Raw genomic sequence first — 15,041 nt, 5'->3', positions numbered from 1 at the left:
GCTGGCTTGCCTGCGATTGCGCACGGTCAGAGCACAATGTACTGCCTGCTTCACCGCTATCGCAGGCAAGCCAGCTCCCACATGGGCACGGCGTCAGCCTTTAGAAATGAACCTGGCCGGCGCGTTTCAACACGGCGTTGAGCAATACATCTGTGCCCTGGCGCACGTCTTCAGGCAAGACATCTTCGGCTTCGTTGTGGCTCAGGCCACCGACACAGGGGATGAAGATCATCGCAGTCGGGCAATAGCGCGCCAGGTGGATAGCATCGTGGCCGGCACCGCTGATGATGGTCTGCTGGCTGTAGCCCAGAGCGTCCACCGACGCTTGCACACAGGCCACGCACTCAGCATCGAACGGCGTGGCCGGGCTGATCCAGTGCGGTGTGATAGTTACGCTCAGGCCACGGTTGTCGGCAATCGCCTGCAGGCGTGCGCGCACTTGCTGCTCCATGGCGTCGATATCGGCGTCGCGGTGATGGCGCAGATCGACAGTGAAGTCGAGCACACCGGGAATAGTGTTGCGCGACGACTTGGCGATGCTCAACTCACCTACGGTGGTCAGGCCATATGGGGCAAAATCGGCAGCGAGGTTTTCCAGGGCCTGGATCATTTTTGCAGCGCCGTACAACGCATCTTTGCGCAGTGCCATCGGCGTGGTGCCCGCATGGGCAGCCATGCCTTCGACCCGCACATCGAGCCAGCGAATCGCCTGGCCGCCGGTCACCACGCCTATGGTTTTGGCGTTGTCTTCCAGGATCGGGCCTTGCTCGATATGCGCTTCGAAATACGCATCCACCGCCCCACCCAATGCACGCTCGCCGTTATAACCGGTGGCGCGCAACGCCTCGTCCACGCTGACGCCATCACCGTCGGTGGTCGCCAGCGCCTTGTCCAGCGCGAGGGCGCCGGTGAAGACCGCCGAGCCCAGCATCGCCGGGGTGAAACGCGCGCCTTCTTCGTTGGTCCACACTGCGATTTCCAGGGGCTTGCGCGTCTGGATACCGTGGTCATCGAGGCTGCGGATCACTTCCAGGCCAGCCAATACACCGTACACGCCATCGAAGCGCCCGCCTTCGGGCTGGGTATCGAGATGGCTGCCGATCATCACCGGCGCGGCCTCATTGTCGGTACCCGCACGACGGGCGAACAGGTTGCCGATGACATCCACGCTCAACGTCAGGCCAGCCGCTGTACACCAGTGGCTGAACAGCTCGCGACCGGCCTTGTCTTCGGCGCTCAACGCCAGGCGGCAGCTGCCACCGCGTGCAGTCGCGCCGATCTCGGCCATGGCCATCAAGCTATGCCACAGGCGCTCGCCATTGATCTTCAACATTGCTGACTTCCTCAACTGTGTGCCATTTCCAGGCGGTGAGCCGTGGCGTGGCGGCGGGACAAGGCCAGGACGCACACCAACGAGACCGCCGCGATCACGCTGTAAAACACTGCCATCGGCCACCATTGGCCCAGGTATTGATGGGCCAGCCAGGTGCCGATCAACGGTGTCAGGCCGCCGGCCAATGCGCCGCATACCTGGTAAGCCAGAGAGATCGCGGTGTAGCGCACACGGGTTTCAAACAGGCCGCTGACAAAGCCTGCGATGACGGCATAGAACGACGCCATGCACACCACCGCCAGGGCAATGCCGAGGATGATCAAGGGCGCCTGGCCGCTGCTGACCAGCACAAACATGGGGTACGGCGACGCCATTGCCAGTACGCACATGGCGCACAGGAACCGTGTAGCGCCGACCTTCTCTGCCACCCAGGCGGCCAGTGGCTGAACGCAGAACTGGATAATGGCGACGAAGAACAGGCATTCCAGAATCAGCGAGCGCGGCAGGTTCAGTTGCTGAGTGCTGTAGGCAATCATGAAGGTGTTGGTGAAATACACGCCGGCGATCCCCAATGTGTTGGCGCCAATGCACAACAACAGTGGACGCCATGCGGTCTTCAGCACTTCCAGCACGGGGGCTTGGTCCTTCTTGATCGCCCGCGCTTTTTCCGCCTGGGCCTTGTCTTCGAGGAACTCCGGCGACTCATTTACACCCAGGCGAATCGCCAGGCCGACGACCAACAGCAAGGCACTGGCCAGGAACGGCAGGCGCCAGCCCCAACTGAGCAGGTCTTCTTCCGGTAAGCGGGTCACCGCACTGAACGCCAGCAGGGAAAGAATCAAACCGGCCGGGCTGCCCAACTGCGCGAAGGATGCAAAGAAGTTACGGCGCCCCTTTGGCGCATGTTCCCCGGCCATCAACACCGCCCCGCCCCACTCACCGCCGACCGCAATGCCTTGCACCACTCGCAGCAGTATCAGCAGCACCGGTGCCGCGGCGCCGATCTGTGCATAGGTCGGCAACAGGCCGATGCACACCGTGACCACGCCCATCATGACGAGGGTAATCACCAGGGATTTCTTGCGGCCGATGCGGTCGCCGATATGGCCAAACACGATGCCGCCCAACGGCCGCGCAAAGAAGCCCACGGCGAAGGTGCCGAACGCAGCCATGGTGCTGAACAATTTATCGTCGGAGGGGAAAAACAGCTGACCGAACACCAGCGCCGCAGCGGTGGCATAGATGTAAAAGTCGTACCACTCGATCATGGTGCCGATAAAAGCGGCGGCCGCGGCACGGCGAGGCTGCGGCGAAGCGGAAGGCTTCATGGGGCTGGCTCCTTTGGTTATTTTTTTGGCAGGAGAAGGTCGAACCGGTGCGCTCTGATGGCGCTTGTTGAGCCCGATTTTTCGGCCCGGGGCTATGATTAGTCAATTTTCTATTTATTATCTTGATTATAAATACTGCTTATTATCGAGCGACACCATGGCCGAATCCCGCCGCGATATTCACCCCCTGCTCAACGACCGCCTGGACTGGAACCTGCTGCGCACCTTCCGCGTGATCGGCCAGGAACTGAGCATCAGCCGCGCTGCCGCCCGCCTGCACCTGACGCAGCCGGCCATCAGCCAGGCGCTCAAGCGCCTGGAGGAACAGCTGGATTGCCAGCTCATCCTGCGCCGTGGCCCGCGCTTCGTGCTCACCGAGGCAGGTGAACAGATTTTCGCGATTGCCGGCGAGATGTACGGCCAGGTTTCGCAAATGAGCAACGCCCTGCAAAAGCCCGGCGATGAAGTGATCGGCAAAGTGCGCTTGCTGATGATCAGTCGGATTAATTCCGACACTTTCGATGACTTTCTCGCCAGCTTTCATCGCGAACATCCGCGGGTCGATCTGGAAGTCGAAGTGATGCGCAGCTCCGACATCGTCGCCGCCCTGCTGGAAAAAACCGCGACCCTGGGGTTGAGCCTCAATCGTCGGCCTCAGCCGCGCCTGGAACAGCACCTGTTTCTGCGTCAGCGCTACGCGTTCTTTTGCGGAAAACATCACCCATTGTTCGGGCGCACAAACCTGGCCGAGGGGGACTTGCAGTCGGAAAACTTCGTGAGTTTTACCAGCGACCAGATTGGCGGGATGCTCTCGCCGCTGACGATTTTCCGTGATCAGCAAGGCTTCGGTGGGCGGATCGTGGCGTCATCCTCCAGCCTGGAAGAAGTGCGGCGTTTGGTGATTGCCGGGTTTGGTTTGGGTTGCTTACCGACTCATGTGGTGGCGGACGATGTGAAAAACGGGCTGCTGTGGCGGTTGCCGCCGGATGAGGGGATTGCGGATGTGGATATTCACGTGTTGTGGAATCGCGAGCAGAAGATGAGTCGGGCGGAGGGGGTGTTTATTGAGTGTCTTATGGGGCGGTTGGCCGACGTATAATTGGCCACATCCTGCGTGTCAAAAAGCAGTTACAACTCACTGGATGCACGTCGAAGCACGCACGGCTAGGATTGCAGTCAACTAAGCCAATGGCGTACATTAGCGATGATTTTCATAGAGCCGTCAGTCTTCACCCGTCGCGTTAAAGAATTGATCGACGAGGATGCCTACACGGCTCTTCAGAACGTGTTGGTAGTCAACCCTTCTGCTGGCGATGTAATCGAGGGTACGGGTGGAGTTCGCAAGATACGAGTAGCAGCCAAGGGCCATGGCAAACGAGGCGGGGCGCGGGTGATCTATTACCACTTCGTCTCGGCATCACAGATTGTTCTACTGATGATCTATCCCAAAAATGAACAGCAGGACTTGACTGCCGACGAGCGCAAGTCACTGAAGGCTGCGATTGAGCACTGGAGATAGCTATGAGCAGATTTTTTGATGAATTGATGGAAAGCGTTCAAGAGATGAACGAGATCCTGCGCGGAGAACGCGAACCTTCTCGTGAATTCCATGTTGATTCAATGCGAGTCAAAGAGATCCGTAAGGCGACAGGGCTGACCCAGGCTAAATTCGCAGCGCTGATTGATGTGCAACTTGGCACATTACGTAACTGGGAGCAGGGTCGTCGTGAACCTACCGGACCAGCAAAGGCATTGTTGAAAGCTATCCATAATGACCCAGTCCATGTACTGAATGCGTTGGCTAGCTAAAATAAGACTCCACTGCTGCGCCTTAAACATCGTCATAACCGGAAAAGCTCGGAGCTGACTCAGCGACGGGCTTTTTCGTTTGTACGGCAGATTTAAGGCTCTTTAAAATCTCACATCGATACCACTGATGATTACTATCGAAACGAGCGCCTGAACGATTGCCGCCACTGATTCCTATAATCGCTCCAAATTCCCTCCCCGCCTGGCTTCAGGCGACATCCTCCCGGAACCCAATCCCATGCCAAGCGCGAGCCAGGCCCCTAGCGGGCTTCCCGAACATAATCAACAAAGCGTCAAACAGCAGTGGCTGGCGATTCTTTCAGTCGCCGTGGGTGCCTTCGCCCTGGTGACCAGTGAATTCCTGCCGGTGGGCGTACTCAACGACGTTGCCAGCGACCTGGGCATCAGTGCCGGTCACGCCGGATTGATGGTCACATTGCCCGGCATCATGGCCGCCCTCGCCGCGCCGTTTCTGTCGGTCAGCATTGGCGCCATGGACCGTCGCTATCTGCTGATTGGCCTGACACTGGTGATGATCATCGCCAACTCGGTGGTGGCCTTCGCCACCGATTTCAGCCTGCTGCTGTTCGGCCGTGTATTGCTCGGCATCAGCATCGGCGGCTTCTGGGCCACGGCCATTGCCCTCAGCGGGCGGCTGGCGCCCAAAGGCGTGGGAGTTGCGAAAGCCACCTCGATCATCATGATGGGCGTGACCCTGGCCACCGTTCTGGGCGTGCCTGTGGGTACCTGGCTCAGCGGCCTGATGGGCTGGCGCATGACCTTCCTGGTTACTGCGTTGGTGGGCATTCCGGTGCTGCTGGCGCAGATCTTCCTGCTACCGCGACTGACCCCGGAAAAGGCCATTGAGATCCGTGACCTGCCGGCTTTGTTTATCAACCCACAAGCACGGGTCGGGTTGATCGCCGTGCTGCTGATCGGCCTGGCGCACTTTGCCGCATATACCTATGTCGCACCGTTTTTCAAACACAGTTCCGGCTTTGACGGCCCAACAATCGGCTCACTGTTGTTGCTGTATGGCGTGGCAGGCGTGCTGGGCAATATCTTCGCTGGCTTTGCCGCCAACCGCAGCGTACGCAACACCCTGCTGCTGGTCGCGCTGATGATCGGTACCAGCACTGCACTGTTCCCCTACTTCGCCACCGGTATGACCGGCGCGGCGATGCTGATCGCCCTCTGGGGCTTCGCCTTCGGCGCGTTCCCGGCCTGCGCCAGCATCTGGATGTTTGTGGTGGCGCCCAAGGATGTAGAACGCGGCATGCCACTGTTTGTGGCGCTGTTTCAGGTGATCATTGCGTTAGGCTCGTTCTTCGGCGGCCGGATCGTCGACCAGATGGGCAGCGCGGTGCTGTTGAGCCTGGCCACGGCGCTGGTGGGATGTGGATTTGTAACGGTACTGATACTGGGCCGCAATGTGAGTAATAGCTTGGTGGCGCAGCCGGGCTGACCGTACCGAGATAAAAACAACCGAAACGAAAAAGCCCCGCAGCTTATTCAGTTACGGGGCTTATTCTATGTAATGGTGGAGAGATAGGGACTCGCCCCTTCATGCATTACTGAGGACCGCACCGGCCCATCAAATATTATGTTTTCACGCTCTGCCTGTGGCGCACTGCGGCCTGTAGCGGCCCTGAATATGCCCAAGCGTTGCCCTAAATCTTGAAAGTCAGGGCGAGGCGATCAGTGCTAACACTCGTCTATCCGCAATTCGGTATTACAGGAAGCACATCATCCACTCGTGATCAATGGTGTCAAAGAACGCACGAATAAACACGTCCAATATCCACCGAACTCGAGCAGTCTGTATTTCTATCGATATGGCGTTGAGCACTTGCACGACTGTTTACTGCTCCCTTGGTTAACTCCCTTTCCTCCATTAACTCCGCTGAGCCAAGCTCATGGTTCGGTAATGGGACCAGTTGCAAGTCATTCAGGCAGCTTTTGTTAACCCGACAGCAGCAAAGGCAGGAGATCAGTAAGCAGCCGAAAAAGATGCCCATACGAACAGATGCGTTCATTCAGATAAGCGCATTTCGTTTGGCGAAGTCAGCCAAGCCTACTTGCGAGGTTAGTTTGAGCTTGCTTAACAAACGTTTTTTGTGGGCGCTGATATTCTTATTGCTCAACAGCATGATCTCACTGATTTGCAGATTGCTCATGCCCCTGGCCAGTTGCCGCAGGACCGCCAATTCACGGTTTGACAATGTACTGATCAGCTGCTGATCGGAGGCGTCCAGTTCACCGCGACGAACCGAATCCGTTTCCTGACTGGGGAATACCGTATAACCGGACATGACGGTCGTCAGTGCTTTACGGAATTTTTGCGGCTCATCCACTTTACAGATATAACCGTCAGCCCCCATGCTTCGGCAGCGTGACGCATAAAACTCCGGCTGTTGGGAAGTGAGCACCAGGATTTTACTGGGCAATTTCAACGCTTTAACACGGCGGATAACTTCCAGGCCGTCGAGTTTTGGAAGGCCAATGTCCAACACGATTAAATCCGGTTGATGCTGGCGAGCCAGTTGCACGGCGTCTGCACCATTGTTCGTTTCCGCCACCGTATCAAACCGCTCTTGCGACAACACCATCACCACGGCCGCGCGTATAAACGGGTGATCATCTACCACCAAGACTGTATACATCCGTGCTCCTACGACATTTAGTTAGCTATAGGTATTGAAAGATTTAAACGGATAAGAACGCATCATTCGTGGATGTACCATCGGTGTAGCTCATCCGTGCCGACTCGACATTCGGAGTTTGGCTGGTGCGCGATACCACACGGATGCTGCCGCTGAAAACTAATCGAAAATAGGGATCACTGACTCCAGCTGAACAACACATTACTCGTAGGCCGGAAAAAATTACCCGAAATCACCCCGCTACCAACCGCATCACTCATCTTGACCATGTTAGCGATCTGCGACGAGATGAGGTTGTACACTCACTGTCTTTAAATCCCGGAAACGTCAATACACTCTGCTGCTAGAACTGATTATCCCCAGCGTATTTGCAATTGCCGCGTGGCTTCCTTGACCCGAGCATACTACGTGCCCTGAGTGACGTACGGCAGTCAAGCGTTGATACGACTCGTGGTAGCAACGAGGTTGGAACTACCTAATTTACTGACGTTGCCGTTGGTAGCATCGAACAGTTACCATTGTTAAGCTCTTAATATTCAGAACAAGAAAACCTCCTACTTTTTCAGCAGTAATCATCTGGTCTTTACCGCAACCTCCATATCAGATGATTCTGAAAAAATGAATCGCACCTCCACCCTGCCGATTGAAAATTGCTCCAGGGCGGATTGCTGATTTTTGCCCCCGCAATTGTGGTGCGGATCAAAACAGCTCATCGTCCTCTATACCATCTTCGTCCTTGCGCTTTCGTTTTCGCGATTTGATTTTTGTCTGGGCGGCCAAGGTGCTGTGTTGCAGGCGGTAGGACTCGTTGCCCGTTTCGACGATATGGCAGTGGTGTGTCAGCCGATCCAGCAACGCTGTGGTCATCTTGGCATCGCAAACACACTCGACCATTGCGAGAAGCTGAGGTTGGTGGTGATGACCACGAGGATGGGTAAAGACGGCTGCTGACTCACTGGCCGACTCGCTCACAAGGCACCGAATAGCGATTTCGCACCACGCTGATCAGGCAGGTGCCAGAGACCCGTACGGTGCGCTCGACGTAGCCATCAAAGGCCGTCGGCATCGGCATCATTACCCTCGGCCTTGATCTGCTCGAAAAGTGCTTTGGCGCTTCTGCGGTTGTGCTTTGCCCGGAACGAATCGGCTTTGAGCACCTGTTCCAGCGTGTCGTGGAATGGGCTGAGTTTGTTGAAGGTCGCGTACCGCTGGTACGCCGGCTGAGTGGCTTCGGGCGCTCTAACCCATTTTCGGAAGGTGTTTCTCGACAGCCCGGTACGCTTGGCTATCTGGTGCAGCGAGAGCTTGTCGCGGAAGTACATCCGCCGGATTTTTCCCAACATTTCCATGCTGATCACCCTGTGTTCTCCTGTTAGGAAAATCAGCAGAAGCAGTTGAACACCTGGGTCAGTTTTCGGTCAGCGGCAACATGCCCCCTGTATGCGACCGCGACTACTCATAACTCAATTTAAAGGTTGCGTCGGCATCTCCCTTCCCCGGCGTCACCGGGCCGGTTGCGCGATACTGACTAAAGAATACCAGCGCGGCAGTGCGGCTCCTGTTTACAGGCGCAGCCGCCGCTAAGATGGTTTGCTCGAGTGGCAGGAGTGTGCGGTTCTGATCCAAAAGGGCAATCGCGACATTTTTCGCCGAGCCGTTCCCGCTCAGAGCCAGCAGCCTCGGGTCAGTCGGGTTTGCGGCGCCACTAAAGGTGACTGAGATACCCTTCTTCAGACCGTTGCAATTTTCCAGGTTAATCACAAAGCGTGCCGCAGGCATTGTCGGCAATGTACTGCTGGATTGCCGCACCGCCCAAGTGCCCATATAGACATCCTGATAGTCTGAACCGACACTCACCTCACAGCTCGCCGCCACTAACGTTGCGGTTATAAGTAAGTTAATCCTGGCCAACTCTGCTTGTGTCACGCTTGAAAAGCCGGACAACAATAGAAGCCACAAGCCCAGCTGCCGATTTAATGTTCGCATAGCAGCCTCCTGTTATTGATAGTCCACCCGAAGATACGCCCGCGAGGTAACAGGCCCCTCCGCAGGTGGTTTCCCGGTAACACTGACCGGAAAGACTTTGATGGTGACGTTAGCGCTACCGTTGTTGTCCAGATTAAATGGAATCAAGCTGTTGAACGAGTTCGGTCTCAGGTGCTTTTCGCTCTTGTCGGTGACCACGAAGCCGACGTCCGGATTAGTCGAGACAATGGCATCGCCGCTGACCTTATCAGCTTGAACACGCATCGTCAGGCTGGCCTGCTGCTTGATATTGCTGCACTGCAGGGCAATGGATCGAACCTCGGGACTCACCCCCTCTGCCTTGGCACCGGCCGTTTTGAACGCTCCAGTGGAGATGCTGTTGGGAAAATCCACTGTCACGAGGTCAGTCGTATCGAGCACGCAATTTTCAGGGACGGTAATGCTATAGTTCAAATATACCTTTGCAAAAACAACTTCGTGAGTATTGCACCGCCACCCATTACATGCTCCCCAAGTACCTAGCAACAGGTTATTTTGGTATACGCCTCCTACCATCTTTTTCGTAATTTTAATTGAGCTATCCCAAGTCGTAGACACAATTCCTGAGCCTGATTCGCCAGGCTTACAGGTACCCGATAGACCCGTTGGCCCACTGAATGGAACATACGCATAATTTCCGCAAGAGTTGTGACGGGTTCGAACAGCAACGGATAGATAATCATCCACGCGCTGATAATGCCAGTCAGTATAACGGGTGCCGTAAGACGGTATAGAACCATCCAAACCTGTGAATGAGTTGCTCTTTACCCCCACCCCCAAGCCACTATCAAGCTCATTCACGGTAAAACTTGACGAGGCCATCGTTCTCCCTGGCATATTCGCATGGCTGTCCAATGTTTCAGTCAGCGTCAAATTGACTACTTGATTGCAGCCAATACAATCGGCCATTGCCGGGACGCTACTGATTATTAGCAACAGCCCAATCGCTCTGCTTAACATGATTACCACCCTACTCTCCACCATCACAGGCACTCTACTTTGGCGTAACTGACGACGTTGCCTTCGCTGCTTTTGGGTAACTGATAGCGGGCGTGACACGCCTGACGTGTTCCCGGCCCCCAGCTCACAGACAAGTCTCCCGTGAGCGGCAAGCCCGCCAGATAAACCTGACCGTTTTCACCGACGATGCTGCCGCCTTTGCCGTCCTGCCGTTCAACGGTAGAACCAAACGGCACAGGTTGGCCGCTGGTTTGCACCAGAGTCACCAGTGCTCTTACACCGACGCGCGTGATGAACTCAGCCCTTACCAGTGCACCGCGGGAAGGCACTACGTTCATGACGGGTTCGTCCAGATCGGCATTGTCTTTGAGCGAGGTGGTGTCCAGTGCGATTCGATTGGTGTGATAGGTGGTTGCATAAGGCATCACCGCATAGCCGCGCCAGTCGGTCCTGACGCCGGTCGCGTTTTCAATCTTGACTCCAGTGGCGCCTGGCGCCTTGATCAACACGTTGGTATCCCCCAATGGCTGGCTGAAGGTCACGCCGTTGGCGTGGCCCACTAAACCGCCGCTCAGCCCAACGGTGACTTGCTGGTAGTTTCGGTTGTAGCTGTAACCGGCAGAACCGTTGCCGTAGCCGCCCTGATAGCGCAGATTCGCGCTTCCGCTTGCGCCCCCCTGGTCACCGTAACCTTGTTGTACGCTGTAATTCAGGTTGTTATCCGCCGTGGCGGTACCACTTACACCTGCACGCTGGGTCATCTGACCGTGCGTATCGGTATTAGCCGAATAAGTGCCGTACATCGTGTTTCGGGAGCTGGTAATGTCGGTGCTCTTGCCGCCCTTGGCCAGCCAGTCACCCAACGGAAAAGACAAGTTCAACAATAACTGGTTATCCGAACCGCCCATGTTCGCGCTTTTATTGTAGCTATACGTCACGTTGTAATTGATATCGCGCCAAAAGCCGCTATATCCCAACTGCCATAGATCATCGGTTTTGTCGCTGTTCCAGTAGGACTGACGGCTGCCGCTCAGGAATATCGAACCTTTATTCCCCAATTGCTGGGTGATGCTCACTTGCGTATGGCCTTTGCGGGTGTGATTGAGGTTGAAGTAATCCTGGTAGGTCGGTTTTACCTCCACCGGTCCATCTTGAGCATCCACCTTGTACCCGCTCATTTGGCGGTAACTGGTATCATCCAGCGTATAAAAACCTTGGGTTGAAAAGCGATAGCCCAGCAACTGAAAGTTAGTACCCAACTGGTTTAGCGATTTGGCATACAAGAAGCGCAATGATTGCCCCTGATGCCGGCTGTCATCGGCGAGCACGCTATTGGCCTGGGTCAAATCTGCCGACACTGCGCCCCATGTCCCCAGGTTAACCCCCGCCCCAACGGCGAAGGCAGTGTAATGGTTGGCGAGTTGCGAGCCACCATAAAGCGTGATGCCATGCGGGCCGCCCCAGATAACAGTACCTTGGCCAAAACCTGGTTTACCCTGTTCCATCGTGTTACTGCGATACTGCCCCACCGTCAGCGCATACTTTACCCGCCCTTCACGTTGCAGCACTGGCACTCCCGAGTAGGCCACAGTGAAAGTATTTTCCGAGCTATCAGCTTCGGTCACCGTAACTTTCAAGTCCCCGCTGCTGGAGGTAGGGTAAAGATCACTAATTTCAAAAGGTCCTGGCGCGACGTAGGTTTGATAAATGACATAGCCATTTTGTTTGATGGTGATTTTGGCATTACTGTTGGCAATCCCTCTCACGGTAGGTGCAAACCCGCGCAAACTGTCCGCCAGCATGTTGTCATCTGAAGCCAATTGCGCGCCGCGAAACCCCAAACTGTTGAAAACGTCACTCGGGGTAGAGCTATCACCTAACGTCAGTTCTGACTTCAAGGGTGCAATCGTGCGTTGCGCATAGGTACTGATGTTCTGCCATTCGTTAGTGCTGCGTCCATAGCCGTTGCTGTAGATCAAGCTGGACGTGTTACGCAAACGCCAGGCACCCAAGTTAACACCGCTGTCCAGCCCCAAAAAACCGTAGTTGGCGCTGCCCCCCCCCATACTGTTATGGGTGTTGCTGCCGGTAAAATTGTAGTTCAGCAACAATGCGTTAATGCCATGATCCCACTCATCGGGTGAAACGTAGCCCCGTGCATTACTTTTTAGAGCAGCCTGTGGGATGCTGATGTACAGACGCTGACCGTCAAAGTCGAACCGCGCCCCAGCCTGGGGTATGGCTGTCGCCAGATCGATGCACTGATCCGGCAGAGCGCCTTGCAACAGGGTCGATGATTCAACTTTCACACCCACACGCTCCAAATGCTCACGGGTAATGCAGGCACTCAACCCGGAGTCATCCAACTGCGCTTCCCCTTCTGATGCACGATGGCGCGCTCCAAACGCCAGGTTCTGGGTGGACATATATTCATCATTCAAATAGATTTCAACGCGGTAGTTGCCCGGAGCCTGCCCTTCACCTTTCTCGAAACGCGAAAGGTCGGCGACAGCATTTGGGTCACCAGACAGAAAGGCCGGGTTAAAGAACTCCTCTGCCTTCGTGGCGGTGCTGACAACGCAAGCCATGCAAAAGCTGACAGTAAAAAAAACACTGCCAGCAGACTTAGACTTATTAAGATTAATCGTTAGCATAAGCCCCTACCAGCACCTGAAAGCACAGCGCAACATAACGCTTCTCAAACGTTCACATGCAGCGATGGAAAATCATTTACTTGAGCATGTGAGAATATTAAGCGACGATGTAATTCGATCTTATTACTTCAATGGCACCGTCGTGACAGGCGTGATGGCGCCATAATCATTTACTGTTTGATAACTGACAGCGCCTGAGGCACTGTCTGGAATCGGCACACGACTGCTGCTCATCGGCGAAACCATAGTATTTGGCAAGTTACCTGTACCGATCGCCAGACTGACGAGCGAAACATAATAAGGCGATGGGTTCTCAATCTTCAGCACTTCGCCCTGACGCGAGAACTTCAACTGCCCAGGTGCGTCAGCAGCCGTTGAAGGCAAATTGGCAGGCCGCACAAACAACTTGACCCGCGACAAGATAGCAATCTGCAGTACGTTCTTATCCTGTACATCGTCACGCTCAACAGCAGGAATGGCCTTACTGTTTAGCCAAAATACACTTTCGCGATCTTTCGGCAAATCAGCGCCGACATACATGATGCGCAAGGTATTCTCACTTTTTGGTTTGCTGACAAACAACGGTGGTGTCACCACAAAGTCTGACGACTTCTTCTCAGCAACGTCATCAACCCACGATTGAATCAGGAAACGATTTTTTTTGTCGCTGTTGTTCACCGCCAGCGATACTTGTTTGGCGCCGGCCGGATAAATAACTCGCGTTGCGCCCAGCGCAACACCACCCGCCTGTGCCGTCAAGGTGTAAAAGGAGCTAAATACAACAATTAAGCCAGCTGTTACATTGCGAAAGCGTAAAGCGTACTTTATCAACACAAACCCCCCTTCAAATTAACAAGTACACCGCCTGCCCGGTAGCGATCTTTGGTACGAAACAGCAAACCAGGTACAGGTATTCGCGTTACCACCGTTCATCTCACGAGCGGTAAACGAAACAACATCGCAGAACGACAGAACAGAGCCGCGCATAGCGGTGTTTAGCACTCAAAAATACCCCCCAGATGCGATTGGCCCTGCCACCTTCCCTGGCAGCACTGTCGTCCTTAGTATTCGTGTGCTACAGAAGCCTTACTCGTATTTCATGGTAAAGGTTGCGTCTGCGTCTGCCGCACCCGGCGTCACAGCCGCAAGCGTTGACTTATAACGCGCAGTGAGAGCCAACACGTTGTCGCCATCTTTCAGCTGGTGAGACGCAGAGAAGTTCCCGCTATTGGGCACTAACACTGTCCCATGACTATCGGATATTTCAATGCCCACACCGCTAGCTGCACCGGACGAACCGCCACCGATATTGCTGACAGTAAGCACGCTAGGGTCAGCAGCATCAGCAGCACCAGTGAAGGCCACAGAAGCCTTGGAAGAAACAGTACTGTCACAATCCTGCAACTTGATAGTGAAAGGAACCAATCCAGTTTTGTCGCCTACCGCTTTAAACTTCGCAGATCGGTACTGCCCCAATGTTACTGTCTGGTCCGCTGAGTCGGCGCTGACCGAGCAGGCAGCGTTAACTATTTCACCTTTAAAATGCACGGCCCCACCGTTTGATAGAGTTGGGGCCGCCATAACGCCAATACTGGACATCAGTAAAGACGCCACCACAAAAGTCTGTACAGAAGAGTTAATGCGCATGTTTTTAGCTCCTGAATAGGTAGTAGTGCTTTAACACTTGGGAAATCAAAATGAATCTGCACTTGCGGGATAAAACGGGCAAGTTCAAAAAGACTACCTAACGACTAAGAAAAAAAATTGTAGAAATTTCACCTTTTTGAGGTGGAAATTTCTTTCCAGTGTGAATCACCCCTGGTTTCCTAGACGCCTCTTTGACTTGAACTGAGGCCAATTAGTAGGTGCCATGAGCAACCCGCGTTATCCCGAAGAATTCAAAATCCAAGCGGTCAATCAAGTGACCGAAAAGAAGCTGCCTGTCGCTGATGTGGCGGCCCGTCTCGGCGTGTCGACGCATAGCCTCTATGCCTGGATAAAGCGCTATAGCAAACCTCAAGCAGAACGGCAGCAAGACGACGATCAGCACGCTGAACTGCGTCGTCTGCAAGCCGAACTCAAACGCGTCACTGACGAGCGAGACATTTTAAAAAAGGCCGCCGCGTACTTTGCCAAGGCGTGCGGCTGAAGTACGCCTTTATCAAGCAGCAAGCGGGCGACTATTTCATTCGACGGCTTTGCCTGACGCTGAAAGTATGAATCGCCCCGGATTCTTTAGACACCTTGCAAACTCATTGCGTAACGTTTT

Annotated in this window: 12 protein-coding genes and 3 pseudogenes; 5 read left to right on the top strand and 10 right to left on the bottom strand. The window is 54.8% G+C overall.

Annotated features, from left to right (window positions below):
* Nucleotides 1-100 precede the first annotated feature (100 nt).
* Nucleotides 101-1,333 (bottom strand): Zn-dependent hydrolase, encoded by a 1,233-nt coding sequence (locus E4O97_RS17645; RefSeq protein WP_248161844.1) that lies wholly within the window; start codon nucleotides 1,331-1,333, stop codon nucleotides 101-103.
* Nucleotides 1,334-1,344: 11 nt separating this feature from the next.
* The gene (locus tag E4O97_RS17640) at nucleotides 1,345-2,661 is read right to left on the bottom strand and encodes an MFS transporter (RefSeq protein WP_103733515.1); all 1,317 of its coding nucleotides are present in this window, start codon (nucleotides 2,659-2,661) and stop codon (nucleotides 1,345-1,347) included.
* A gap of 157 nt (nucleotides 2,662-2,818) precedes the next feature.
* Between E4O97_RS17640 and E4O97_RS17635 the strand changes: the two genes are divergently transcribed.
* The 4 genes from E4O97_RS17635 to E4O97_RS17620 all read left to right on the top strand — a co-directional run bounded on the left by E4O97_RS17635 (nucleotide 2,819) and on the right by E4O97_RS17620 (nucleotide 5,935).
* Complete coding sequence (locus E4O97_RS17635; protein ID WP_078820590.1) at nucleotides 2,819-3,760, top strand: LysR family transcriptional regulator; 942 nt, start codon at nucleotides 2,819-2,821, stop codon at nucleotides 3,758-3,760.
* 105 nt (nucleotides 3,761-3,865) lie between these two features.
* Nucleotides 3,866-4,180 carry a type II toxin-antitoxin system RelE/ParE family toxin gene (locus E4O97_RS17630; RefSeq protein WP_248161842.1) on the top strand — a complete coding sequence of 105 codons (315 nt, stop codon included), beginning with the start codon at nucleotides 3,866-3,868 and terminating at the stop codon, nucleotides 4,178-4,180.
* 2 nt (nucleotides 4,181-4,182) lie between these two features.
* Nucleotides 4,183-4,470: a NadS family protein gene (nadS, locus tag E4O97_RS17625; RefSeq protein ID WP_003189536.1), complete on the top strand. Its 288-nt coding sequence runs from the start codon at nucleotides 4,183-4,185 to the stop codon at nucleotides 4,468-4,470.
* 238 nt (nucleotides 4,471-4,708) lie between these two features.
* Nucleotides 4,709-5,935 carry an MFS transporter gene (locus E4O97_RS17620; protein WP_248161840.1) on the top strand — a complete coding sequence of 409 codons (1,227 nt, stop codon included), beginning with the start codon at nucleotides 4,709-4,711 and terminating at the stop codon, nucleotides 5,933-5,935.
* A gap of 571 nt (nucleotides 5,936-6,506) precedes the next feature.
* Here the strand turns inward: E4O97_RS17620 and E4O97_RS17615 are convergent.
* From E4O97_RS17615 to fimA, 8 genes and pseudogenes are all read right to left on the bottom strand, one after another.
* Nucleotides 6,507-7,133: a response regulator transcription factor gene (locus tag E4O97_RS17615; protein WP_248161838.1), complete on the bottom strand. Its 627-nt coding sequence runs from the start codon at nucleotides 7,131-7,133 to the stop codon at nucleotides 6,507-6,509.
* 699 nt (nucleotides 7,134-7,832) lie between these two features.
* Nucleotides 7,833-8,059 (bottom strand): annotated as a pseudogene (locus E4O97_RS17610) (ATP-binding protein); the annotation flags it as partial.
* Nucleotides 8,060-8,088: 29 nt separating this feature from the next.
* A pseudogene (locus E4O97_RS17605) lies at nucleotides 8,089-8,473 on the bottom strand (hypothetical protein); the annotation flags it as partial.
* Nucleotides 8,474-8,585: 112 nt separating this feature from the next.
* On the bottom strand, nucleotides 8,586-9,119 hold the full coding sequence (locus E4O97_RS17600; protein ID WP_248161837.1) for a fimbrial protein: 534 nt from the start codon (nucleotides 9,117-9,119) through the stop codon (nucleotides 8,586-8,588).
* Between the two features lie 12 nt (nucleotides 9,120-9,131).
* Complete coding sequence (locus E4O97_RS17595; RefSeq protein ID WP_248161836.1) at nucleotides 9,132-10,118, bottom strand: fimbrial protein; 987 nt, start codon at nucleotides 10,116-10,118, stop codon at nucleotides 9,132-9,134.
* A 23-nt stretch (nucleotides 10,119-10,141) separates the two neighbouring features.
* Nucleotides 10,142-12,772, bottom strand: a complete 2,631-nt coding sequence (locus E4O97_RS17590) for a fimbrial biogenesis usher protein (RefSeq protein WP_248161835.1) — start codon at nucleotides 12,770-12,772, stop codon at nucleotides 10,142-10,144.
* Nucleotides 12,773-12,895: 123 nt separating this feature from the next.
* The gene (locus E4O97_RS17585) at nucleotides 12,896-13,603 is read right to left on the bottom strand and encodes a fimbria/pilus periplasmic chaperone (protein ID WP_248161834.1); all 708 of its coding nucleotides are present in this window, start codon (nucleotides 13,601-13,603) and stop codon (nucleotides 12,896-12,898) included.
* Nucleotides 13,604-13,858: 255 nt separating this feature from the next.
* Nucleotides 13,859-14,419: a type 1 fimbrial major subunit FimA gene (gene fimA, locus E4O97_RS17580; RefSeq protein ID WP_248161833.1), complete on the bottom strand. Its 561-nt coding sequence runs from the start codon at nucleotides 14,417-14,419 to the stop codon at nucleotides 13,859-13,861.
* A gap of 223 nt (nucleotides 14,420-14,642) precedes the next feature.
* Here fimA and E4O97_RS17575 point away from each other — a divergent pair.
* A pseudogene (locus E4O97_RS17575) lies at nucleotides 14,643-14,989 on the top strand (transposase); the annotation flags it as partial.
* Nucleotides 14,990-15,041: the final 52 nt, after the last annotated feature.

The organism is Pseudomonas sp. W15Feb34 (genome assembly GCF_023127765.1).
Classification (GTDB): domain Bacteria; phylum Pseudomonadota; class Gammaproteobacteria; order Pseudomonadales; family Pseudomonadaceae; genus Aquipseudomonas; species Aquipseudomonas synxantha_A.
Note: the sequence above shows the minus strand (reverse complement) of the source record. Positions and strands in the feature narration are given on the sequence as shown.